The following is a 23,134-nucleotide window of genomic DNA, read 5'->3' as shown; positions in this document are numbered from 1 at the left end:
TTTCAGGTGTAAACTGTCCTACATGCCTACACCAGACCGTCATTCCGAGCGCAGTCGAGGAATCTTGCGTGCTGACACCAGAATTGCCATTGCAAGATCAGCACGCGAGATTCCTCGACTGAGCTCGGAATGACGGTCTGTAGGGAACTGAACGCTAGGATGGCTTGCTCCTGCAACCTCAGTTAAGCGAGTTGTCATGACAATCTCGACATGACATGTACTTTATAGACTTCAGCTTAAAGCAGAGCCTAGTAAACTGGCATGTACTAAAGCGCTGTTCGTTTTCTGCTACCCTTCCCGCTCAAATGGGTTGGCGGGTACTACCAGTAGCACGTTCTCGCGCTCTACTACCACCTGGCCCGCAATGGCGCCTTTGGGCTTGCGCACAAACTTTTTGGGCGTGTAGGTGACGGGGCAGAGCGAGTCGTTTTTGCGGCGCGAGTACCAGGCAGCCAGTTGGGCGGCCCGCTCCAGCACAGGCGCCGGCACGGTTTGCCCGGGCTTCTGTCGAATGACTACATGCGAGCCGGTTACATCTTTGGCGTGCAGCCAGAGGTCATCTTTATGTGCGTAGCGCTGGGTGAGCAGGTCGTTGTTTTGGGCATTGCGGCCCACCAAAATAGTAAAGCCGCTATCCTCGAACACCTTAAACGGCAGCTCTTGGGCGGTGGCTTTGGCAGCGGCTGCGGGGTCGAGGCCGTGCTGCTTGCGCCATTGCCGGAAGCTTCGCAGGTCGTCGGGGGGTAGGGCGGCTAGCTCCTCCAGGCGCTCCAGGCACCAAAAAGCATCTGTTTCTCGGCGCTCGGCGCGGGCACTCAGCTCCTTGGTTTCTACTTGCTGGTTTTTGGCTTTGCGGTAAAGGTTCTGGGCGGTGCGCTGGGGCGTTTCGAAAGGCTTGAGCTTGATGATGCGCGGCTGATTATCCTGGTAGAAATCCACGACCTCCACCTGCGCAGCGCCGGCCGGAATCTGGCTCAGGTGGGCCATAATCAAGTCGGCCGTTTGGCGGTAGCCCACGGTGTGCTCCAGGTCGTGCAGGCGGCGCCGGGCATGCTGGGCACTAGTAGCGGCTTCGTCGGCGCGCTTTTCTAGCTGCTGCCTGATTTGCCGGACTTCTAGCTCGTAGGCGCGGCGGTTAAGCAGCATCGGCACAAACCGCCGAAGCGCCGCAATGGGGTCGTCAGCTGGCAGCGTGAATTCTACCTCGCCTACGGGCAGCAAACTCAAGCGCGTGCGGCCCTCCAGGCGCGTGATATAGAAGGCTTCCGGCTGCTCTAGGCGGTGCACTACCTCACGTACTAGTGCCCATTTTTGCTCCAAAGAGGCTGGGTCGTAGCCATGAGTGCGAAGGTAGGCCAAGGCCAGGTCGCCGAGGCTGGGATAGGCTTTAAGTGGGTTGGCCGGTAGCTCGGCAGGTGCTGCCGGGGGAGAAGAGGTTGCCGTTGCTGGCAGGGGTAGTAATTCCGCATCGGCGGTGTAGCGCTGGTGAAACAGCTCCGCCGCAGCGCCCGGTGCCGACCGAAAAATAGCGTTGGGTCGGGTGCTGTACAGCTTGAATACCAGGGTAGCGCCACTCCGAAAGCTAAACTGCAGCACCCGGTCGTTCGTCCAGGCCCGAACTTGGGTGACTTTCTGACCTAGTAAATCCGGAAGCAAGTCCACTGAATTCTGCCGGGCCCGATGAAACGATTCGGGCAGCGCCAGCAACGGGCCGGCCGCTGCTAGGTGTGCCTTTAGCCAGAACTCATGTTGCCCGTTTGTAAGCCCAATTACTAGCTCATCCTTCTCCTGCGAAAAGCACGTGGCTACGGTGTAGCCCGCCAACTGCTGCGTAAGGGCCGGCGCTAGCTGCCGCAGGAAATAGTGGTTGGTGTGCATCTACTTGACAACAGACTGACGGGCAGTGCCGGCTTCTTCCAACTGCAAGAGTTTTATCAGCTCGGGACGTGATTTACCTACTTCAAACCAGAATGGTATAATAATTATTGCTAGCCCGCAAACCAGCATAAAAAGAGGACCAAGAACAGATGCTCCATATAAAGACCCGTTATTTAGGCCTATTAACAGGCTGACGAGCAGCGATGTATGCCAAAAAGCAGCGAATGCCAGACTGAAATATGGCATTCGATGGCGCACATGTATTGAACTACCCAAGTTGTCTGGCTGCGGCGTCATCCAGCCTATTATCCGAGGAAGCGAAGGGGTTTTATAATAGATAACGCGTTGTATTGTAAAGGTATTCTGGCTAGCCGTACCGCGGAAAAAGGACGATTGCTGCTCTGCAAATGGACTTCGCCATATATTCCCCGTATATAATGAGGGAGCTAAATTAGCCTGCAAACGCTCCTGAATTTCAACGGGGCTTAGGGGTGAGCGAAATTCTTCAGTAACCCAAGGAAGGAAGCGCATCAGATTTTTATGCGTAGCCCATCATACGCCAGCTTGATAAAGTCGGGCAGCTCAGCCTCGGTTTCGCGGTGGCGGCCCAGCTGGTGGCTAATATGCGTCAGATAGCCGCGGGTAGGAGCTAGGTCTTCCAGAATATGCACCGCCTCCCGCAGTGTGAAGTGCGAGATATGCTTTTCGTGACGCAAGGCGTTCAGCACAATCACTTCAGAGCCGCGCATCCGCTCCAAGGCCTCTGGGCTAAGGTAGTTGGCGTCCGTGAGGTAGGTAAAGTTGCCCACCCGAAAGCCTAATACCGGTAGTTTGTAGTGTAGCGCCCGAATAGGCTGAAACTCGACGCCTTCCACCCAAAAACTATCGGTGTCGCTGGTAATGGCATGGGTTTGTACCTGCGGAATGCCCGGGTACTTGTTTTCGGAAAAAATGTAGTCGTACTCGCGCCGCAACTGGTCCAGCACCCGCTGCTCGGCATACACAGGCATATCCTGCTGTTGCCGGAAGTTATAGGCCCTGATGTCATCTAGCCCACCTGTGTGGTCCTTGTGCTCGTGCGTGAACACGAGGGCATCTAGGTGGTGGATGTGCTCGCGCAGTGCCTGCTGGCGAAAATCGGGGCCCGAATCGATGATGATGCTTTTGCCCTGCACCTGCAGGTGCACTGACACGCGCAGACGCTTGTCGCGGTAGTCCACCGACCGACAAACGATACACGAGCAGCCAATAACAGGCACGCCCTGCGATGTGCCCGTGCCCAGAAAGGTAACTTCCATAAAGGAGAGAATATTGGCATTTTAGGGGCTTGGGGCTCAGATGATGTTCCGCTATAAAACCAGCGTCTGGTTAAACGTCATCCAACTCCCCAAACCCTAAAATGCTAATATCCTAAATCAATTAACCAATGTACTGCTTCACCACGCGCACCAGAGCATCAAAGTCAAGTGGTTTGGGCAGGTAGTCCGTTACGCCCGCCTCACGGAATTGCTCCATGGAGTAGTTGTTGGCGTTGCCGGTAATGGCAATAACCGGAATTTTGGCAATGCGCGGATCCGAATGACGACGAATCTCGCGGGTGCACTCCATTCCATCCTTTACCGGAATGTTAATGTCCATCAGAACGCAGTCGATGGGTTGGCTTTCTACCTGCTTAATAACCTCGCCGCCATTTTTAGCCGACACAATGCGGTATTTTTGGAGCTCCAGAATTTTTTTGGTCAGGTTCAGGATAACGGAGCTGTCTTCGGCAATCAGAATAGTTTTAGAGTCGGCCATGGGGGAGAAGGGATTGTAGATTTCGGTGAGAGAGTGTGGTTTGTTTCAGCAGGTTAGGGCACACGTATAGTCTGTTTCCCAACATCAGAGTGCCTGAGTCAGGGCAGGGTACACAGCCTTGAACTGTGTAAAGTAATCAAGCATCTTTTGAAAATCCTCTTTGACCGTTTCCGTACGGCCATTTTTGAGGTCATGTTCCAAAGCTTTGGCACTTTCTGCTACGTAGCGAATGCCTAGTGTGAAGCCGGTGCCTTTCAGCTGGTGCAAATGTGGCAAAATCTGCTCGTATTGGCCTTGTTCCACGAAAGTAGCTGCTTCCGACAGTAACTGCCCGGCTTCGAGCTCAAAATCGGTGAAAAGTTGGGCCGCAAACTCACCACCGCCTAGCTGCCGCAGCTGCTCCACAATTTCCATATCAATGATATCGGCGGCGGGCGGAGCTTCCGCTTTTTTGTGTTCAACTAGGTCGGGGTTGGGCAGCACCACGGGCTTGTTCGAAGTCCACTGGCGCAGCACGGAATACAAGTCCTGGCTTTTCACCGGCTTCGATACGTAGCCATCCATACCCTGCTGCACAAAGCGGTCGGCATCTTCCTTCATGGAGTACGCCGTCATGGCCACGATGGGCGGGCAGCTGGTGCCTAGTCGGCGCCTGATTTCCTGCATAGCCGTCACGCCGTCCATTTCCGGCATCTGGATATCCATGAAAATCAAGTCGTATTGCGCATCCGGAGCAGTAGCCCGGCTGATGGCCTCAAATCCATCGGAGGCTACTACAATGTCGCAGCCCAGCTTGTCGAGCAGCCGAATAGCCACCTTCTGGTTGATGGGGTTATCATCCACAAGCAGCACCTTCGGGGCTGTTTCAAAGCGAACCACCTCCTGCGGCCGCTCCCGCGCCGTGAGGCGCTCCTGCACAATCTCGGCCTCGTTGTGCGCTACCCGGCATCGGATGGTAAACCAGAACGTGGAGCCATCCCCGATGTTGGAGTACACCCCAATTTCACCCCCTAGCAATTCTGCTAGCTGCTTGCTGATGGCCAACCCCAGCCCGGTGCCGCCAAAGGCTTTGGTGGGAGTGGTATCGAGCTGCGTGAAGTTGGTGAAAAGCAGTTTTTCGTTGTCTTCTGAGATGCCAATGCCGGAGTCTTGCACGGCAAAGCGCAGGGTGTGCTCTTCCCCGTCCGTCACCGTCGAGGACACAATCACGCTTACCGTACCCGCCGCCGTAAACTTGATGGCGTTGGAGGTCAGGTTGCTCAGGATCTGGAGCAGGCGCGTTTCATCTGTAATGATGAAGCGCGGTGTGTGCGGCGTGATGTGGTAGGTAAAGGAAAGATGCTTCTGGTTGGCCCGGTTGGCAAACAGGGAGTGAATCTTATCGAGAGTGTAGTGCAAATCAATGCCCGACTCACTAAGCTGCAGCTTACCTGCCTGAATTTTCGAGAGGTCCAGAATATCGTTCAGAATAGCCATCAACGCATCCGACGACTTGCGCAGGGTATCCACGTACTCTTCCTGCTCTTCCGAGGAAACCGTTTGGTGCAGCAAGTCAATCATGCCAATGATGCCGTTCATAGGCGTGCGCAGCTCATGGCTCATGTTAGCCAAAAACAGCGTTTTAGCTTCCAGAGCTTGCTCTGCTGCTTCTTTGGCTTGGCGCAGGTCATCCTGCATCTGCTTCATCTCCGTGATGTCGCGGGCAATACCTTCCGTGCCGCCGTCGCCGTCGGCTACCTTGCGGGCATTCACCAACACGCTGACTGCGTGCCCGGCTTTATGGCGCATGGCAATTTCAAAGTTGCGGGCCTCGCCGTTCTGCCGCACGCTTTCCAGCAGGGTTTCCCGCTGCTCGGGGTGCATGTAAAACTCGCCTATGTAGCGGCCTAGCACTTCCTCCGGTGCGTAACCTAGCATATCCAGCACAGATGGGCTGAGCAGGGTGAGCTTGCCCGTGCCATCGGTGCGGTAGTACACATCCTGGAACGACTCGAAGATGGCGCGGAATTTTTCTTCCTGCGCCGCCAGCTCTAGCTGCGAGCGTTTTTTCTCTGTGATGTCGTGGGCAATGCCCGAAATTTCCTCAAAGGAGCCATCATCGAGGTAGATAGGGTTGAGGTAGATTTCGCGCCAGGTATCCTGCCCACGTGCGTCGCGCAGGCGTACCTCAAAGCGCTGCGGATGCCCCTGAAACGCCTTGCGGTAGTTTTCAATGAATGCGCTGCGGGCGTCCTCATCCATCAGGGCCACATCGGCCTGCCAGAGGTTGATGTTTAGTGAGGGATACACGCCATTGCGGCGCAGGAAATAGGCCGCATAGTTGCGGTTAAAGGAGCTCAGGCGCGAATGCGTATCCACGGACCACATCAGGTGCGAGCCGCTTTCGAAAATGGCGTTCAGGCGGGCGTTTTGCTTCTGAATCTGGACCTCGTTGCGCTTGCGCTCAATGGCCAGCGCCACCTGGTTCGAGATGAAGTGCAGGATTTCAATGTCGGCCGCAGCGTAGGCATCGGCTTTCTGATAATCCTGTACGGCAATTACCCCAATAATTCGCTCGCCAATGCTCAGGGGGGAGCAAAGCATGACTTCCGGCATCAGGCCATATGCCGTGATGGTGCCATTGGCAATCAGCTCCTGCAACTCGTGCTTAAGCAGGTACAAGGGCCGTCCCGTTCGGATGATATATTCTGAAACCCCCGACGAGAAGGGGCGGGCCATTAGGTTCTGGTCGCCCTGCGAGTTCTGGTCTACGAAATACGCAAACTGCAACTGCGTGCGGGCTTCATCGCAGAGGGCAATGTAAAAGTTATTGGTCTCGATAATCTTGCTCAGCTCCCGATGAATAGCCCCGTAGAGGGAGCTTAAATCTTTGGAGCTGATAGCCAAGTTGGCAATGCTGTAGTACACTTTCTGCAACCGCTCGGCCTTGATGCGGTCCGTGATGTCGTGCAGAATGGCGCGGGTACTGACGGGCTCATTATCCTGCCAGGAGCAGCTGATGGAGCCAATCAGGTGAATAGGCTTGCCTGATTTGGTCAGGAAAACGGTTTCCAGCTTATTGACTTTTTCGCCTTTGTAGAGGTTGCGCAGCTGATATAGCAGCTTGGCCTTGTAGTACGGGTGCACTACATCCGACAGGGTTAGGTGCGGCAGCTCGGTGTCCTCGTAGCCCAGCTTTTCCTTCCAGGCTTTATTTACAAACAGGAAGTGATTATCAATGCTCAGATTCTGGATCAGGTCGTGGGCATTGTCCAGAAAGTCTTGAAGGCGGTTGCGGTTATCGGTAAGCGCCCGCACGGCCACCTGCTTGTCCGTGATATCGCGCCCCACGAACAAGATGCCTGTAATGGCGCCGTGGCTGTCGCGCTCAAACTCGGAGTGCCAGAAAAAGGTGCGGCCCTGCCCGGAAATCGTGAGCAAGGAGCGCTCAAAGAAATCCTGCAATTCTTCTTCCTCAATAGCTCTTTTGAAGGCGTAGCGGCGTGGCTCGCGCTCCTGCTCCGGAGCAAACAGGGTAAAGTAGTCGCGGCCATAGAGCGTGGGCGCTGGCCGGCCAGTTAGCTCACAGAAGTATTCGTTTACGTCCTGAATGCGAGCATCCAAATCCAGTAACAAGTAGCCCATGCCAGCTCGGCTGAGCACATCCCGGAACTGTCCGCGCGAAAAGTCAGAGAGGTGCTCAATAGGAGCGGCGGGGCTAAGGGTGTCGGGGCGGTTGTCCGTGAGGGGCGAGGGCACCGCTAGGTCCCGGAGGGTGAGCAGCACCATCGGCTCATCGTTGATATTCAGCCGGCTGAGCGTTACCCAGGCCTGCAGGGTGGTGCTGTTGGTAGAATGGCCGCTCCACCGATGCGAGAACCGCTGGCCCGTGGCGATGCACAGCTGTATTCTTTCGCGGAGCTGCAGCTCCGACACGAGCTGGGTAGAGGCCGTGGAGTCCGGAATAAAGGAAAAAGCCATCAGGCCGGTGCCCAGCAGCATGGGGCGAGTAGTGCCCAGGTACTGTACGGCCTGCTGGTTGCAGTCGATGAGGATGCCGCGCGCGTCATACAGAAGCAAGCCGTCGTACGATTCCTCAAATAGCGCACGGTACACGTCAGGAGCCAGGCTGGAGCCGTGGGCGGGAAGAGATGCCGATGTACTCGGAGTTGTATTCATGAGAAGAAAAATGCGCGGAACCGGAAGCCAAGGGCCTGGCTAGTCTCCGGATGAAGTTCTTAAATTTGCGACAATTCCTGAAACTACCGTCGTTCCGTTACCGGAACCTGTTTGCTGCCTGTGTCGACACGCCTGGTCTTTGCTGTTACGACTGACCTGAACTACGACCAGCGGATGCAACGCATTTGCGGAACGCTGGCCCAGGCCGGCTACGAGGTGCTGCTAATTGGAAGAGAATGGCCGGCTTCGGTGCCGCTCACGCCTCAGCCGTACCAGCAACACCGACTAGCGTGTTATTTTACGCAAGGCAAGCTTTTTTATCTGGAATATACCCTGCGGTTGAGCGTGTTTTTGCTGGGCCAGCGGGCGGCGGCCTGGTGCGCCATCGACCTGGACACCGCTTTGCCCATGTGGCTTCGGGCGCGCCTAGGAGTCCAGCCGTTGGTTTACGACGCGCATGAACTGTTTACGGAAGTGCCGGAGGTAGTGGCGCGGCCCCGGGTACAGCGGCTGTGGCGGTGGGTAGAAAACTTTATTGTGCCGCGCGCTTCCCTGGCCTACACCGTAGGGCCGGCCCTGGCCCGCGTGCTGGAGCAGCGCCACGGCCGGCCGATTAAGGTAGTCCGGAACATCAGCCGCCTCACCGATGAGGTGCTACCTCCGGCGCCTGCCGCAGCCCCGCCCGATGGCTTTATCCTGTACCAAGGAGCGCTGAATGTAGGGCGGGGGCTGGAGCAGTTGCTGCGCGCTATGCCCCTAGTGCGCGGCCGGCTGGTCATCTGCGGCGAAGGCAACCTGTCAGGAAAGCTGCGGGACTTGGCCGCTGAACTGGGGCTAGTACAAAGCGGGCAGGTTGAGTTTCGGGGGTATGTGCTGCCCGCTGAGCTGCAGCAGCTTACGCGCCAAGCCACGCTGGGCGTAATGCTGCTGGAAAACCAGGGGCTGAGCTACTATTACTCGCTGGCTAACAAGTTTTTCGACTACCTGCATGCCGGCGTGCCGCAAGTAGTCATCGACTTTCCGGAGTACCGGGCCCTGAATGACTTGCATGACGTAGCTGACCTAGTGCCCGATCTGGAGCCTGCTACCCTGGCCCGGGCGCTCAACCGCCTGCTGCCCGGCGGCGACGCGGCTCGCTACCAACAGCTGGCCGAAAACTGCCGCCGTGCCCGCCTTGAGCTAAACTGGCAACAGGAAGCAATCCGGCTGCTAGCCCTCTATAAGGACGTAACCGCCTGCCAGCACAAGGAAAGCCTCAAACGCAGCCGCTAGCAGCAGATGCTGTATTTTTGTCTTTTCTACGCCTTTCTTTTACGCTTTTCCTTGTGCCTTTGCTGATGCTCTCTGACCTGGCGGCCGCTACTTCCCCTACGCTGCTGGTAATTACCGGCCCTACGGCCGTGGGGAAAACGGACTTGTGCGTGCGGCTGGCCCAGCAACTGAATACGGAAATTGTATCGGCTGATTCGCGGCAATTTTTCCGGGAATTGACCATTGGTACGGCCAAGCCCACGCCGGAAGAAATGAAGGGCGTGCCGCACCACTTCATCAACTCGCATAGCATTGCGGAAGAGTATAATGCCGGCCGCTTTGAGCAAGATGCGGTGGTCCTGCTGGCCGACTTGTTTCAGCGCCACCAGGTAGTGATTCTGACGGGCGGCTCGGGCTTGTACCTGCAAGCCGTAACGGATGGATTGGATGAGCTGCCGGCCGTACCACCGGAGGTGCGCCAGCAGCTGCGCGCTGAGCTGGAGGCGCAGGGCCTGGAGCCGCTCACGCAGGAGCTAGCCCGCCTCGACCCCGTAACCTACGCCCGCATCGACCGGCAAAACCCACAACGGGTGCTGCGGGCCTTAGAAATCAGCCGGGCAACTGGGCAGCCATTCAGCTCTTTCCACGGCAGCAAATCGGCGCCTAAGCCATTCAAGGTGGTGAAGGTGGCCCTGAGCCGGGAGCGGGAAGAGCTATATGCGCGTATTGATCAGCGCATGGACCAGATGCTGGCTGCGGGCCTTGAAGCCGAAGCCCGCGCTTTGTATCCGCATCGGCACCACAACGCTCTCCAAACGGTAGGGTATCAGGAGCTGTTTGGCTACTTCGAGGGCCAGTATGATTTTGACGAGGCCGTCCGGCTGCTTAAGCGTAACTCGCGCCGATACGCCAAGCGCCAGCTCACCTGGATCCGCCGCGACCCGGAGTACCAGTGGTTTCACCCAGATGAGCTAGCAGCAGGGTAGGAGCAGCTCCTTACCAGTCTCGGCTAAGCTGAAATTGTGCCCCGGGCAAAATATTGCCACGGGTATCGTTCTGCACGGCTAGCCGTCCGCCTATGCGCCAGGTGCGGTCTTGGGTAAGCGCCAGATCTGCATAAAGTGACGCCATGTAGCCTAGATGAAAGCCCTCCTCGATGGCGGTTTCATAGTAGTAAGCGCCGCTCTGCCTATTGTAGCCGGCACTAGTGAAGGTTTCCTGCTTGGCGTAGCCCGCTACTAGGCCGCCCCCAATGCCAAACTCAACAACCTTATTTACCCCGAAGGGTACCCAAAAAGCCTCTTGCTCCAGATTCAGCGCCCTATACGACTGCGGCACGGCAAGCTCTATGCCTGCATCCAAGTAGTACGGCTGATTGCCCCCGATATAGGCTAGCCGCGACCCTAGGCGCACGTGCTGGCCAAACTGCGGCGCGTACTCAACAAATCCTTTAAAAACCGGATAATCGCCGGTACCATTACGTGAGCTGCCAGCGCCCAGCCGGAACAAGGCCGGACGGTGGGCAGCAGGGGTAGTGGGTGCATCTTGTGCCTGGGCAGAAGAGAAGGTTGCCGTTAATAGAGTGCCTAGTAAAATGGCAGAAGCGTAGCGAAAGAGCATAAGCAGAAAATATAAATCGACGAAAAGGAACTATATCGTGAAATGCAAATTCCCTGCCGAGACCGTACGCCTCAACAGGGAATTTGCATTTCCTGAATACTTACCCGAAAAACTATACGCTCAGGATTTCAACCATGCGCATAAAGCTCTGGTTGATAAGCTTTTTCTTGTGAATGGTGTCGGAGAAGGGCGTGTACACCAGTTTGCGGTCGATGATGCCGGCCATTACGTTGCGCATACCGTTCATGAGGCCTTCCACGGCGGCTATACCAATCTGGGAGCCTAGCATGCGGTCGGCAGCCGAGGGGGCGCCGCCGCGCTGAATATGGCCGATAATGGTCACGCGGGTGTCGAGCTCCGGAATAGCGGCTTTCACCTGCTTCGCTACGGAGTGAGCATTTCCTTCTTCGTCGCCCTCGGCAACTACTACCAGAAACGAGGTTTTGGAGCGCTGCCAGCCCGATTTCAGGTTCTCGATGACGGCTTCCGTCGACATCTGCGTTTCCGGAATCATCACGATTTCGGCCCCGCCGCCAATGGCGCACGGAATGGCGATGTAGCCGGAGTCGCGGCCCATTACTTCCACAAAAAAGCAACGGTCGTGCGAGTCGGCCGTGTCGCGGATTTTGTCGATGGCTTCGAGGGCGGTGTTCACGGCCGTATCGTACCCAATGGTATAGTCGGTGCCGTACAGGTCGTTATCGATGGTGCCGGGCGCGCCTACCGTCGGGATGCCGAACTCCTGCTCAAATAGCGTAGCCCCTGTGAAGGTGCCGTTGCCGCCGATGGCCACCAAGCCATCAATGCCGTGGTTCACGAGCTGGTCGAACGCCTGCTGGCGTCCTTCCTTGGTCAGGAACTTTTGGCTGCGGGCCGATTTGAGGATGGTGCCGCCCTTCTGGATGGTATTAGCTACGGAAGCGGAATCCAGCTTCACGAACTCGCCCTTGATCATGCCGCTATAGCCGCGCATGATACCATATACTTCAATGCCGTGGTACACGGCCGTGCGAACTACGGCCCGGATGCATGCATTCATGCCGGGCGCATCGCCCCCACTGGTGAAAACTGCAATGCGTTTCATCATAAACTCTTCGGTACTCAAACAAAAACCCGGACATGGCCGGGCCGGGCAAAGGTGGCAAATCCCGGGGGAAAGTAAAGGCTTTGCCCGGTAAAAGATAAAATAGGCTGGCCAGACAGCTGTTTTTTTTCGGGCTGCGTATCGGGGTATTGTGTACTGCGCCGCTTCTGGCTACCTTACTAAGTGCTTGTGCGGCCCCCACCTCGGGGCCGTAGTGCTTCCGCTCGTACTACCTCCCACTCTACCTAATGCTCGCTGATATGTTTGGTTTTTTTGAAAATGAGCAAACCAAAAAGCTCAAAAGCCATATCATGAACCTGGTTGCCCTGGCCAAAGCCGATGGGCACATCGACGAGCGGGAAATGAGTTTCATTGTGCAGGTGGGCAAGAAAAACGGTATGCGCGCCGAAGATGTGCGCTCCATTGTGGGCAATGCCAGCTCCGTGCATCTGGTTCTGCCCGACAACGACTCCGAGCGGTTTGACCAGATTTTTGACCTAGTGGATATGATGTTGGCCGATGGCATCGTGGACGATACGGAAATGGAATTTTGTGTGGATATGGCCGAGAAATTAGGTTTCCGCAAAGATGTGGTAGGCGTATTGGTGCGTAAAATATCACAGGGCGTGAAAGACGGCTTCCCGAAAGAGCAAATCAAAGAAGACTCGCAGGCTTTCCTGGAACACTAGGCCTTACAGCTACCCAAACCGCCCTCAAGGCTACCCTTGGGCGCTAGGTACTACCCACTCAATAGCCCGCAGCAGGCCCGCGCAGGCTTCGTCAATCTGCTCGTTGGTGATGGTAAGCGGCGGAGCAATGCGCAGGGAATTGTCGCAGAACAGAAACCAGTCGGTGAGCAGGCGTTCGTGCCAGAGGGCGCGGTCGATGATGGGCTTCAGCACCTCAAACGAGTCGAACTCCACGGCCATCAGCAGGCCGCAGCCCCGCACCTCCCTGATGGCCGGGTGCACCAGCTGCCGCCGAATTCGGGCGGCTTTTTCGGCTACGCCTCCTAGTAAATTCTCTTCCTGAATGGTTTGCAGCGTGGCCAAAGAAGCCGCGCAGGAAACCGGATGGCCCCCAAAGGTAGTGCAGTGCCCTAGGATAGGATTCGTCTTGAACCCGGCCATAATTTCCTGCGACGAAATGAAGGCTCCGATGGGCATCCCGCCGCCCATGCCTTTGGCCGTGAGCAGAATATCGGGCTCAATGCCGAACTGCTCGAAAGCCCAGAAGGTGCCTGTCCGGCCAAAACCGCATTGGATTTCATCCAGTATTAGCAAGGCGCCTACCTCGGTGCAGCGCTGGCGCAACGCCGGCAAATAGCCCGGCGCCGGTACGCGCACGCCCGCTTCGCCCTGCACCGTTTCGATGACCACGGCGGCGGTGTGCTCGTCAATCAGGGCCAGGTCATCGAAGTTGTTGTGGCGGAAATGGCGCACATCGGGCAGCAGCGGGCGGAATGCGTTCTTGAACCCCTCGGAACCTGTAATGCTGAGCGCGCCGTGCGTGGAGCCGTGGTAGGCATTATGGCTGGAAAGCAAGCCCGTGCGGCCCGTGTGGCGCTTGGCCAGCTTTAAAGCGCCTTCCACAGCCTCGGTGCCGGAATTCGTGAAGTACACGTTGTCGAGGTGGGCCGGCAGGGTTGCGTGCAGGGCCTGGGCTAGTAGCGCGGGCGGAGCCTGCACTACCTCGCCGTACACCATCAGGTGCAGGTATTTATCGAGCTGATTCTGAATAGCCTGCAGTACCCGCGGGTGGCGGTGCCCCACGTTGCTGACCCCGATGCCGGAAATCAAATCGAGGTAGCGCTCATTTTCCGGCCCGTACATGTACACCCCTTCGGCGCGCTCAATTTCAAGCAGCAGCGGGAAGTCGGAGGTTTGGGCCTGATGGCGCAGAAAAAGCTGGCGGGGAGTAAGCATATACAAGAAACCAATTCGGGCCGCAAAGGTACGCCACAACGGTTGCCGATGTGCTACTACCTAATAACCTAGCACTACAACGCCGCCTTTCTATTAAGCTGCTTTGTGATGACTGATAGATAGTTATAACAAAAAAGCGGCTGCCGAAGCAGCCGCTTTACCTAGTTAGGCGCGTTTGAAAGCCTAATTACTTTCTCGTTCCTGAGGTTTTAGGCCACGAGGGCCGCCCCGGCGGTCGGCCACGCGTTTGATGACTTCACGGGTGAAGTCGCGCTCCGCGGCGTAGAGCTGGCCTACCTGCCGGATGCTGAGCACCTTCTGAAACTTATCGAAGTAATCCTTCTCCAGTTTTACTTCCTGTTGGCGCAGGTCAAGGGCCTGGGTCAGGTTTTCCTTGATTTGCTGATCGGTGAGGGCTTCGGGAGACGTGATGCGGAGCTGGCGCTGGCGGCGGTTCAGGTCGCGGCGTTTGTCAGTGAAGTCGTTGTACACGGGCCAGAACTTTTGGGCCTGTTCCTGCGTCAGCGAAATTTTATCGGTGATGTAGGCAATTTTGGCGTTTTCCAGCTGGCTCAAGCGTTCCTGGCGGCCCGTTTGGGCAACCGACACACCGGGCAAGGAAGTAAAAAGCAACAGCGCCAGAAGGCTGCGAAAAAGGTATTTCATAGGGAGAGAAAAGCGAAAATAGCGGTTAGAGAAAAACGTCCTCCGTGGGCTGCGCATCCAGTGCCTCCTGCACCTCGTCCGGCGACGCCTCGAGGTACGACTCGTCGGGCAATTCCTGCGCAGTGGCCGAAAGCTCGGCCAGATCCGTGAGCGTAACGCGTTGCTCGGAGGCCAGTAGGTACTGCACCATTTGTTCGCGCGGTACCTGGGCTAAGGGGTTTGGGCCTGCCGGAGGGGTAGGGGTGGTGCTCAACAGGAAGGTGGCAGCAAATCCGCCTAGTACCACCACTGAAGCCAATGCCGTGCGTAGCGGTGCCGACAGGGTTGTGAGCCAGCCCCAAACCGCTTCCTGGGCGGGTGCTTCGGGCTGCACGCGCTGCATGATGCGCATGGGCAGTTGCTCAAAGTAGCGGTCTGGCGGGGCGGCCAGCGGCGGCTGGGGCCGGCGCCGGTGTTCATCCAGACGGAAAGGAGTATTCATATCGGTTAGAGCCGGTGAGGGCCGTCAGGTTTAATCGTTCAGCGACTGTTCGTTAACGTATTGCTCAATTTTTTTGGCGGCGTGATGATATGAGGTTTTGAGCGCGCCTACGGAGGTGCCGGTTACTTCGGCCATCTGCTCGTAGGGCATTTCATCGTAGTAGCGCAGGTTGAACACGAGGCGCTGCTTGTCCGGGAGGCGCAGGATGGCTTTCTGCAGTTTGAGCTCTATTTCGTCGCCGGCTAGGCTTTCATCGGCTTCCAGCTTAGCCGTTAGCTCGCTTCCGACATCGTTGAGAGGCAGGAAAAACTTGCGGCGCTTGCTCTGCAGCAGCGTCAGGCACTCATTGGTGGCAATGCGGTAAAGCCAGGTGTAAAGCGAGGCATCTTGCCGGAAGTTCTCGAGGTGGTTCCAGACCTTGATGAACACGTCCTGCGTGAGGTCGTCGGCATCATCGTGGTCGATAACCATCTTGCGCACATGCCAATACACCTTCTGCTGGTACTTGCGCACCAGCTGATTAAAGGCCACGTTGCGGGAAGCCGGGTCTCGGAATTTGGCAAGTATCTCCTGGTCTTCCAATCAGGGGAGCGGGTTAGGGGCGAGGGTTTGACGCGTTAGAGTGGGTAGCAGGGGCAAGGTTTAACGCGGGAAACGAATATATTGCTGCCCTATAGGGTGAAAACTAGCTATTCTGCTGTCTTACAACTATCTGGGTGTGTACTATGAAAATACGGTGTGGGCTTGTGATGCTCGGTCTGGGGTGGCTGAGCGCTGGGCAGGGGCTAGCGCAAGTAAAAGTATCAGAAGTAGAAATATGGGGCTTGCCCACCGGCACTACCACCGCTGACTTCGTAGCTAAGCTGAACCAGAACAAGCAAACCGTGTGCATGGCCACCATTAAGCCCATGGGCTTTCCGGATGCCACTGTCATTGGTCTAGATAATATCATGCTGGTTACGCTTCGCTCGCAACCTGCTAGGCCTTGTACTTCGCCAAACCCAGTTACGCCCATTACGTTGGCCCAACTGAATGCGGCCTGGCCGCTGCGCGAACTGCACACCATGGAGTTCCAGGCCGCATTCCGGGCGTTGCCCGCCACTGTAGCCCATGATACGGCAGCCGTAAACGGCATCCGGCGAAAATCCTCGCGGCTCCGAGATGCAGATTTTCAGGCGGCGCTGGCGCACTTACAACGCCCGGAGGGCCTAGCCTTTGCAGAAGCGCTGGCAGTATTGTGCAGCGCCGCCCCCGATAGTGTGCGCGAGAAAGCCACCGCGCAGCTTGCCGCTCGCCTCCAAACTCCCGACCAGGCCCGGCAGCTGCTGCCGTATCTGCGCGACTCGGAGGTAGGTGGGCGCCTGTTGCAGCTGGTGCGGGGCTTTTACCGCTATCAGCCCCCTAGTGCCGCCGGCTGGGCCCCGCTCATGCCCGAGATTGTAAAAGGCCTCAATAGCCCCGACCCCATTGTGGTATCGGGCCTGGCTATGTGGTTGGTCGAACAGCACGTGCCGCGCACCTACACCCGCCAGTTGCTAACCAATGGTGCAACCACGCAACTGGAAATCCTGCACGGCAAGCACCCCGACCTGGTCGTGTTCAAGCAGCAGCTGTATCCACTGCTCAGCCACCTGTCATCTACAGAAATCCGGGATGAGCAGGCGGCGCTGGCGTATCTGGGCAAGTTTCAGAAGCGCTAGGGGCTAGGGTGCTTCCTGGGCTCAACCCTTACTTGGTGCTGAAGGCTACCCCAACCGTTACGTTGGTGTTGTCATTGGGCTTGCCTTCCAGCACGCGCTTCTCAAAGGTATAGGAGTACGTGCTGGTGATGGCAAAACGGGGCGTAAAGCGCAAGGCCAACGTCGAAAACTGCGTGATGCGGTAGTCGTCGCGGAAATTCTGGAGGTTGGGCTGGTAGAAGGTGGTAGAGCTCAGGGTAAACACGCGGTAGGAATAGGCCACCTTCAGACGCGTGGAGTTGCGCGAGACGATACGGCTAGTGCCATCCTGAAAGTACGTGGCTTCCCGAATCAGCAGGTTGCTTACGGCTACTTCCCGCCCTAGCGAATCGGAGTAGAAGGCCCAGCCCGGACCGGCTCCCAGCTGAAACCGATTATCAATGCCGCGCAGGTTGCTCCGCTCGTAGCCCCCAATGCCATAAAAGCGGAAGCGGCCTTTCCAGTAGTACGGGGTAGCGTTGGCGCTCCATTCCCGCTCCTTCAGTACCCTGTCCTGCTTGCCATACGTGAAACCGGCCGCAACCGGCGCTCCAAAGTGAAGCCCCCGCAGCAACGTAACGGCGTGCGAAGTAGCAAACAACGTGCGGTTAACGCCGCCCGCCGCATACTGCCCCGAAAGTTGGCCGGTGTACCGAATGATGGTTGTATCAGCTTGTTGGGCGTGGGCTGTACTGGCAGCGGCGAGCAGAAGAACAGTGCTGCAAACCAGCAGAAAGAGATAAAAACGCATGCAGGCAGAGAGGCAAATTCCTCAAACAAAATGCAAGTATACAAGCCGAAGCGGAGGGGAGTTGAAACCGGAGTTGAAATAGAATATATACAAATGCTATTTTTAGCCCACAACCTTTCCCCTCACCTTATGAGCAATCTGATTCAGTTCGTCGCCAACCACGATGATTTATCCACTGATAAAGGCTTTCAGTTTAAGTTTTACTGCGACAAATGCCGGAACGGCCACATGTCGCGGTTTCATCCTAACAGCATTGGTATTGCCGGGGAGCTGATGCGTGCCGCCGGCAGCCTGTTCGGGGGCAGCTTTTACGATGCGGGCACCGCTGCTTACCACGTGCAGCGTGCCATAGGCGGCAAAGCCCACGACGAAGCCTTAGAAAAGGCCGTGCAGGAAGGCAAGCAGTACTTTAAGCAATGCACCCGCTGCGGCCATTGGGTGTGCCCCGATGTATGCTGGAACCACAAAGCCGGCCTCTGCGAAGACTGTGCTCCCGACGAGCACGAGGAGCTAGCGGCGCAGCAACGGCAGGCGGCCAGCGAGCAAATTCGCACCAAAACGCGCGAGCAGGACTACACCAAAGACCTAGATTTCCTGAACCGGGGCGGTATAGTGCAGTGCTCGAGTTGCAGCGCTAAGCTCAGCCCTGGCCAGAAGTTCTGCCCGGAGTGCGGCACCCCAAACGCCACGGCCCAACCCAAGGAAAAATTCTGCGGCAGCTGCGGGGCAACCGTAAAAGCTGACCAACGCTTCTGCGCCGAGTGCGGGGCGAAGAACAGCTAACCCTACGCCGGGCTACTGCTCCATCATTCTGTAAGCCAGTCTATTGCTGTATACAGCTCACGTGCATTACTGTCGACCTGCAACCCGCGCAGCGTGCCGTATACGTAAAGTAAAACCTCGCCTAGTAAATCCGTAAAGAGAACTCCATGAAACTGGATATCGAATTCAGCGGGTTACCCCCAGCAGAAGCCGCTTTTTACGCGCGGGTTGGGTTGCAGCTAGATGTAATAACCCTCCCTGATATCAGTGAGTGGGTTGACGAGGTGCTGCTACGGGAGGATGAGCCGACTGATTTTTTCGTGGGCCTTTACCGTCTGGTGCATACCGCTAAGCCAGAAGTTCCTGGATTTTTGGCTCATGCTTCCGAAGAGTCGTTTTCTGTGCGGCCCTGCTTGGGGTGGCTGCAGCAGCAACTGGCAGCGGGGGAGTGGTCGTTGGGGCAGCTTATCCGGTCGCTTTACCGCCTTCGGACCCTAGTAGAATCGGATAGGGAAGTAGGCTGGATTTATGGCCTGGCCGCAGACTACGAACGCGCCGCAGAAGGGGCCCCCGAACTGATGCCGGACCTCTACCAGGAAACCCAGGCTTTTTTGGCTTGCTACCAGGACTATACATTTCAAAATCGGGCGCAGTGGCTGTATCTGGATGCGGTACTGGAGCAGCGGTTGGCTAGCCTGCTGCAATAGCCTAACCGGAGCCTATCAGCAACAAAAAGCCCCTGCCGCTAAAGGAGCAGCAGGGGCTTTTTGCTAGGGTGGGGCGAAGCCCAAACCTACTTCCGGCGGGCCATTACTTTCTCTACGGCGGCCACAATAGCCTGCTCGTTGAGGCCGTATTTCTCCATCAGTTGGTCAGGTGTGCCCGATTCGCCGAAGGAATCGTTTACGGCTACCATCTCCAGGGGCAGCGGCTCCTCGCGGGCCAGCAGCTGCGCGATGGAGTCGCCGAGGCCGCCATGCATCTGGTGCTCTTCGGCCGTTACCACGCAACGCGTTTTGCGCGCCGATTCCAGAATCATCTGGGCATCCAGAGGCTTAATAGTGTGGATGTTGATGATTTCGGCGTTGATGCCTTTCTCGGCCAGCAGCTTGCCGGCCAGAATGGCCTTCCAAACCAAGTGGCCCGTAGCGAAAATGCTCACGTCGGTGCCTTCGTTCAGCAGCACACCTTTGCCAACTTCAAACGTCTGGTCAGCGGGCGTGAAATTGGGCACTACGGGGCGGCCAAAGCGCAGATACACCGGGCCTTCGTAATCGGCAATGGCAATGGTAGCGGCTTTGGTTTGGTTGTAGTCGCAGGGGTTGATGACCGTCATGTGTGGTAGCATCTTCATCATCCCGATGTCCTCGAGAATCTGGTGCGTAGCACCGTCCTCGCCCAGGGTCAGGCCCGCGTGCGAAGCGCAGATCTTCACGTTCTTGCCCGAGTAGGCAATGCTCTGCCGAATCTGGTCGTACACGCGGCCCGTGCTGAAGTTGGCGAAGGTGCCCGTGAACGGAATTTTACCCCCAATGGTGAGGCCCGCAGCCAGGCCCATCATGTTAGCCTCAGCAATGCCCACCTGGAAAAACCTTTCGGGGTTGTCTTTGATGAAGGCATCCATCTTGAGCGAGCCAATGAGGTCAGCGCACAGGGCTACTACGTTGGGGTTGGTTTTGCCCAGCTCTTGCAGGCCCGCGCCAAAGCCGCTGCGGGTATCTTTCGATTCGGTGTAGGGGAAGTCTTTCATGCTATGGTAGGTTGGGAGTTTGTCGTTTTTATCATTGCTATGCTTCAGCTGCGCGGACGCGCTAGATCAAGCATGGTATTTTAGGTTCTGTTGGATACAAATCCAGCCGCTCGCGCCACGTTAGGCCCTCCGGTAGCTCAGCGGTGTTGAACTCCAGGTGAAGTACGCGGCGCGGACGGCTGCTGGTACTGCGGTGTGAAGCGTGCAGGAGCAGCGGTTTCATCAGCATCAGGCCACCTGCCGGAATGGCACAGACTACCGCCGATTCTGTGAAACCCGGAAGCTGATCGTTCGGTATAACGCCATGCTGATGGGAACCAGGCACCACCCTTAAGGCGCCGTTGGTGGCGTCGCAATCATCGAGATGAAGGCGCAGCGTTACGGTGCGGTTTAGCACATCGGTAGGGGGTAGTACGGCCACTTCATCGCCCTTCACCGACCACGGGCCATACCCCGGCAGCTCCTTGCGGCAGTTTACGCTGATCATCACGTCCTGATGCCAGGCCACCAGCCAATTAGAGCCAGCAGGCTTGTCAAAGTAAATAGCTTTGGTCAGATGCGGAGTAGCTTCGGGAAACAGCTCGTGCAATACGTTTCGCAACCTAGGCGTCAGAAGGGGCGCACGCAGTGCCGGAATTTCTGTTAGCAGGTTGCGGATGGCAAACACGTCGCGGCTCTGGCGGAAGTTGGCAGAAGTAGTTTCGGCGCTTTCGATAATGCGTAGCAGCCCGGCTATTTCTTCGGAGGAGAAAACATGGGGCAGCATGGCATACCCATTTTCAGCCAGCTCGGCTGCTAGTCCATCCAAGACGCTACACTGAGGTGCTTCTATCATCGACCGAAAATGCTAACCGAACTGGTTTGACCCGGCCGAATGGTGAAGTTGCGCACGTCGGTGTATTTGCTGCCAGTGGCGGTGGCGGTACGGAACACGAGGCGATACGCACCCGGCTGCATGGGCAGGTTGATTTTGCTGCTACCCCCGTCCGGCAGGTTATACAGCCACGTCTGCGACTCGTCGTTGTTAAGGCGGTAAATGCTGCCGTAGCCTTTCAGATCCGATATAATGTTCAGGATACCGGGTGCTTCATAGGTTACGGAAACTTCCTGGCCCTGCTTCACCGTGATGCGCCGAAGCTGGCGGGGTAGCGTCAGGAGCTCTACCTCATAGTTACCGGCGAGTAGCTTTTGCTTGCTACCGAAGGGTAGGGCCACTACCGTAGCCGGGTTACCCTGCGCCCGCACCACCGCCTGCACTTTGCCGTAAGGGTTAGGCGACAGATTGGGGCTTTGCAGCCACAGCGTGCCTTGCGGGGTTTTGAAGGTTAGCAGGTTGGCTTTGCCGGGCTTGATGGCCAGGTTCGGCTGACGCACCGGCGGTACCGTGTTGATAAGCAGGTCGTAGCTTTGCAAAGCATCAATGTCGAGCACGTCGGGTTTGCCTTGGGCGTCGCGGTAATGCACGTAGTTGTACTCCGGCTGATCCGTGACGCTGTTAATAAACGTCATGTTCACATCCGACTCCACGGGCCGGCCTTGCGCATCGGTTAGGTTAACGGCCACGGTAGTTTTGGCCAGCGTTTGGGCTACCACATCGTTGAGCACCGTGCGGAAGGTTTTCACGTCGGCGGCATTGTAGTACTGCCCCAGGCATTCCAGCTGCTTGCCAAACTCCCGCTCGGCCCCAATGCCAATCACGAAGGGCTTCAGGAACACCCGCTTCCGCTGTAGGGCCACGGCCGTAGCACACGGGTCACCTTTACACGACTCCAGGCCATCGGTAATCAGAATCAGTACGTTACGGGCTGTTTTGTCTGCCGGGAAATCGGCGGCCGATTGGAGCAGCGAGTACGTGATGGGCGTGTTGCCGCGGGGCTCAATGGTTTTAAGCTTGGCTTTAATGGCTCCCGCATTTTTGGGTGCGAAAGCCACTTCCAGCCGTGAGTCCTCGCAGTTGTTTTCTGATTTATCGTACAGATGGCCGTACACCCGCAGCCCCAGCTCCAAGTTGGGGTAGGTGTTCAGCGAGTCAACCATACGAGCTAACATGCTTTTGGCCACCTCCATCCGTGCCTTCCCTTCCCAGGGAGCCAGCATAGAGCCCGAGGCATCCAGTAAAAACAGAATCCTGGTGGTACGGGGTTTTTCCGGCGGCACGTTTTGGGCACGAGTAGGGGTTGCCAGCCAGAGTAGGGCTAGTACCAACATCCCGTAGCGGACCCAAAATGTGCGCAGGCTCATGCTTTGCAAGCTAAACTGACCTAGTAATCGGAGGCTTTCTCCACGATAAGCTGCTGCAGGGCTTTCTCCAACTGCTCGTCGTTCGGGGCCACGCCGTGCCACTTGTGCGAGCCCATCATGAAGTCGACACCGTAGCCCATTTGCGTATCCATCAGCACCATAATGGGCTGGCCCTGGCCGCTCAGCTGCAGAGCTTCTTCGATGGTAGGAAGCAGGGTTTCAAACTGGTTGCCGTCGGTTTCGAGCACGCGCCAGTTGAAGGCTTCAAACTTAGCGCGCAGGTCGCCGAGGCCGCCAATTTTTTCGGTAGGGCCGTCAATCTGCTGGCCGTTGCGGTCTACGAAGGCAATCAGGTTATCTACTTTGTGGTGCGGAGCGTACATGGCCGCTTCCCAAATCTGGCCTTCTTCCAGTTCACCGTCGCCCATCAGCACAAAAACTTTGCGCTCGTCGCCGTTCAGCTTTTTAGCCTGCGCCGCGCCAATGGCTACGCTCAATCCTTGGCCTAGTGAGCCGGAAGCTATGCGTACACCGGGCAGGTGCTCGTGGGTGGCGGGGTGGCCCTGCAACCGAGAGTTTAGCTTGCGGAAGGTAGCTAGCTCACTCACGGGGAAGTAGCCGGAGCGGGCCAACACCGAATAGAAAACCGGCGAAATGTGCCCATTCGACAGGAAAAACAGATCCTGGCCGGTACCGTTCATATCGAAGGGCTGCGGCGTGTGCTTCATCACTTTGAAGTACAGTGCAACCAGCAAATCAGTGCAGCCCAACGAGCCGCCGGGGTGACCCGAGTTAACGGCGTGTACCATGCGCACAATGTCGCGGCGTACTTGAGAGGCAATCTGGTTTAGCTCGGCAACGGAGGTAGCGGCGCCCGGAGCGTGAGTTTCGGAAGAGGCGGCAAATGACGTATCCTGCGACATAGGGTCAGGTTGAATAAGGGGTTGGTGAGGCAAAGGTAGGAAGTTGGGTGGGAGAGGAAAGCAGGGGCGGAATAGCGGAAAGAAAGAGCAGGGCAGTGGTAGGAAATACTAGGTAGCCCCCAACAAAAA

22 protein-coding genes are annotated in these 23,134 nt (G+C 56.9%); 6 read left to right on the top strand and 16 right to left on the bottom strand.

Annotated features, from left to right (window positions below):
• Positions 1-288 precede the first annotated feature (288 nt).
• From ACYVGU_RS08650 to ACYVGU_RS08630, 5 genes are all read right to left on the bottom strand, one after another.
• Entirely contained in the window at positions 289-1,878 is a 1,590-nt protein-coding gene (locus tag ACYVGU_RS08650; protein WP_460621708.1) for an NFACT RNA binding domain-containing protein, read from the bottom strand.
• The gene (locus ACYVGU_RS08645; protein ID WP_460621707.1) at positions 1,879-2,409 is read right to left on the bottom strand and encodes a hypothetical protein; all 531 of its coding nucleotides are present in this window, start codon (positions 2,407-2,409) and stop codon (positions 1,879-1,881) included.
• On the bottom strand, positions 2,409-3,176 hold the full coding sequence (locus ACYVGU_RS08640; protein WP_460621706.1) for an MBL fold metallo-hydrolase: 768 nt from the start codon (positions 3,174-3,176) through the stop codon (positions 2,409-2,411). Before ACYVGU_RS08640 ends, ACYVGU_RS08645 begins: the two co-directional genes overlap by 1 nt.
• 121 nt (positions 3,177-3,297) lie before the next feature.
• Positions 3,298-3,675 carry a response regulator gene (locus ACYVGU_RS08635; RefSeq protein ID WP_110978142.1) on the bottom strand — a complete coding sequence of 126 codons (378 nt, stop codon included), beginning with the start codon at positions 3,673-3,675 and terminating at the stop codon, positions 3,298-3,300.
• Positions 3,676-3,759: 84 nt separating this feature from the next.
• Positions 3,760-7,833 (bottom strand): PAS domain S-box protein, encoded by a 4,074-nt coding sequence (locus tag ACYVGU_RS08630; RefSeq protein ID WP_460621705.1) that lies wholly within the window; start codon positions 7,831-7,833, stop codon positions 3,760-3,762.
• A gap of 120 nt (positions 7,834-7,953) precedes the next feature.
• On the opposite strand from ACYVGU_RS08630, the gene ACYVGU_RS08625 reads away from it, so the two are divergent.
• Entirely contained in the window at positions 7,954-9,105 is a 1,152-nt protein-coding gene (locus tag ACYVGU_RS08625; RefSeq protein WP_460621704.1) for a glycosyltransferase, read from the top strand.
• A gap of 65 nt (positions 9,106-9,170) precedes the next feature.
• Entirely contained in the window at positions 9,171-10,070 is a 900-nt protein-coding gene (gene miaA, locus ACYVGU_RS08620; RefSeq protein ID WP_460621703.1) for a tRNA (adenosine(37)-N6)-dimethylallyltransferase, read from the top strand.
• Positions 10,071-10,080: 10 nt separating this feature from the next.
• Here miaA and ACYVGU_RS08615 read toward each other — a convergent pair whose 3' ends face one another.
• Together ACYVGU_RS08615 and pfkA are read right to left on the bottom strand one after the other, a co-directional pair.
• Positions 10,081-10,704, bottom strand: coding sequence for a hypothetical protein (locus tag ACYVGU_RS08615; protein ID WP_460621702.1), 624 nt, complete (start codon positions 10,702-10,704; stop codon positions 10,081-10,083).
• 112 nt (positions 10,705-10,816) lie between these two features.
• Entirely contained in the window at positions 10,817-11,788 is a 972-nt protein-coding gene (gene pfkA, locus ACYVGU_RS08610; RefSeq protein ID WP_460614774.1) for a 6-phosphofructokinase, read from the bottom strand.
• Between the two features lie 260 nt (positions 11,789-12,048).
• On the opposite strand from pfkA, the gene ACYVGU_RS08605 reads away from it, so the two are divergent.
• A complete protein-coding gene (locus ACYVGU_RS08605) occupies positions 12,049-12,477 on the top strand; it encodes a tellurite resistance TerB family protein (protein WP_460614412.1) in 429 nt (142 codons plus the stop codon).
• 30 nt (positions 12,478-12,507) lie between these two features.
• On the opposite strand, the gene ACYVGU_RS08600 is transcribed toward ACYVGU_RS08605, so the two are convergent.
• The 4 genes from ACYVGU_RS08600 to ACYVGU_RS08585 all read right to left on the bottom strand — a co-directional run bounded on the left by ACYVGU_RS08600 (position 12,508) and on the right by ACYVGU_RS08585 (position 15,442).
• Positions 12,508-13,713 carry an aspartate aminotransferase family protein gene (locus tag ACYVGU_RS08600; RefSeq protein WP_460621701.1) on the bottom strand — a complete coding sequence of 402 codons (1,206 nt, stop codon included), beginning with the start codon at positions 13,711-13,713 and terminating at the stop codon, positions 12,508-12,510.
• Positions 13,714-13,896: 183 nt separating this feature from the next.
• Positions 13,897-14,379, bottom strand: a complete 483-nt coding sequence (locus tag ACYVGU_RS08595; protein ID WP_460614410.1) for a hypothetical protein — start codon at positions 14,377-14,379, stop codon at positions 13,897-13,899.
• A gap of 25 nt (positions 14,380-14,404) precedes the next feature.
• Positions 14,405-14,860, bottom strand: coding sequence for a hypothetical protein (locus ACYVGU_RS08590; protein ID WP_460621700.1), 456 nt, complete (start codon positions 14,858-14,860; stop codon positions 14,405-14,407).
• Between the two features lie 30 nt (positions 14,861-14,890).
• Entirely contained in the window at positions 14,891-15,442 is a 552-nt protein-coding gene (locus ACYVGU_RS08585) for an RNA polymerase sigma factor (RefSeq protein WP_460621699.1), read from the bottom strand.
• A 143-nt stretch (positions 15,443-15,585) separates the two neighbouring features.
• Between ACYVGU_RS08585 and ACYVGU_RS08580 the strand changes: the two genes are divergently transcribed.
• Positions 15,586-16,560 carry a hypothetical protein gene (locus ACYVGU_RS08580; protein ID WP_460621698.1) on the top strand — a complete coding sequence of 325 codons (975 nt, stop codon included), beginning with the start codon at positions 15,586-15,588 and terminating at the stop codon, positions 16,558-16,560.
• A 28-nt stretch (positions 16,561-16,588) separates the two neighbouring features.
• Here the strand turns inward: ACYVGU_RS08580 and ACYVGU_RS08575 are convergent, their stop codons facing one another.
• Positions 16,589-17,329, bottom strand: a complete 741-nt coding sequence (locus ACYVGU_RS08575) for a DUF481 domain-containing protein (RefSeq protein ID WP_460621697.1) — start codon at positions 17,327-17,329, stop codon at positions 16,589-16,591.
• A 129-nt stretch (positions 17,330-17,458) separates the two neighbouring features.
• Here ACYVGU_RS08575 and ACYVGU_RS08570 point away from each other — a divergent pair, with 129 nt between their 5' ends.
• On the top strand, positions 17,459-18,112 hold the full coding sequence (locus ACYVGU_RS08570) for a zinc ribbon domain-containing protein (protein ID WP_460621696.1): 654 nt from the start codon (positions 17,459-17,461) through the stop codon (positions 18,110-18,112).
• Positions 18,113-18,258: 146 nt separating this feature from the next.
• Entirely contained in the window at positions 18,259-18,798 is a 540-nt protein-coding gene (locus tag ACYVGU_RS08565) for a hypothetical protein (RefSeq protein ID WP_460614404.1), read from the top strand.
• An 86-nt stretch (positions 18,799-18,884) separates the two neighbouring features.
• On the opposite strand, the gene ACYVGU_RS08560 is transcribed toward ACYVGU_RS08565, so the two are convergent.
• The 4 genes from ACYVGU_RS08560 to ACYVGU_RS08545 all read right to left on the bottom strand — a co-directional run bounded on the left by ACYVGU_RS08560 (position 18,885) and on the right by ACYVGU_RS08545 (position 23,005).
• On the bottom strand, positions 18,885-19,841 hold the full coding sequence (locus ACYVGU_RS08560) for a transketolase family protein (RefSeq protein ID WP_460621695.1): 957 nt from the start codon (positions 19,839-19,841) through the stop codon (positions 18,885-18,887).
• Positions 19,842-19,902: 61 nt separating this feature from the next.
• A complete protein-coding gene (locus tag ACYVGU_RS08555) occupies positions 19,903-20,676 on the bottom strand; it encodes a phytanoyl-CoA dioxygenase family protein (protein WP_460621694.1) in 774 nt (257 codons plus the stop codon).
• Positions 20,673-22,082, bottom strand: a complete 1,410-nt coding sequence (locus ACYVGU_RS08550; protein WP_460621693.1) for a vWA domain-containing protein — start codon at positions 22,080-22,082, stop codon at positions 20,673-20,675. The genes ACYVGU_RS08555 and ACYVGU_RS08550 overlap by 4 nt, the downstream gene beginning before the upstream one ends.
• 20 nt (positions 22,083-22,102) lie before the next feature.
• On the bottom strand, positions 22,103-23,005 hold the full coding sequence (locus ACYVGU_RS08545; RefSeq protein ID WP_460622004.1) for a transketolase: 903 nt from the start codon (positions 23,003-23,005) through the stop codon (positions 22,103-22,105).
• Positions 23,006-23,134: the final 129 nt, after the last annotated feature.

The sequence above is a fragment of the Hymenobacter tenuis genome (assembly GCF_054780495.1).
This window is presented reverse-complemented; position numbering and strand designations above follow the sequence as displayed.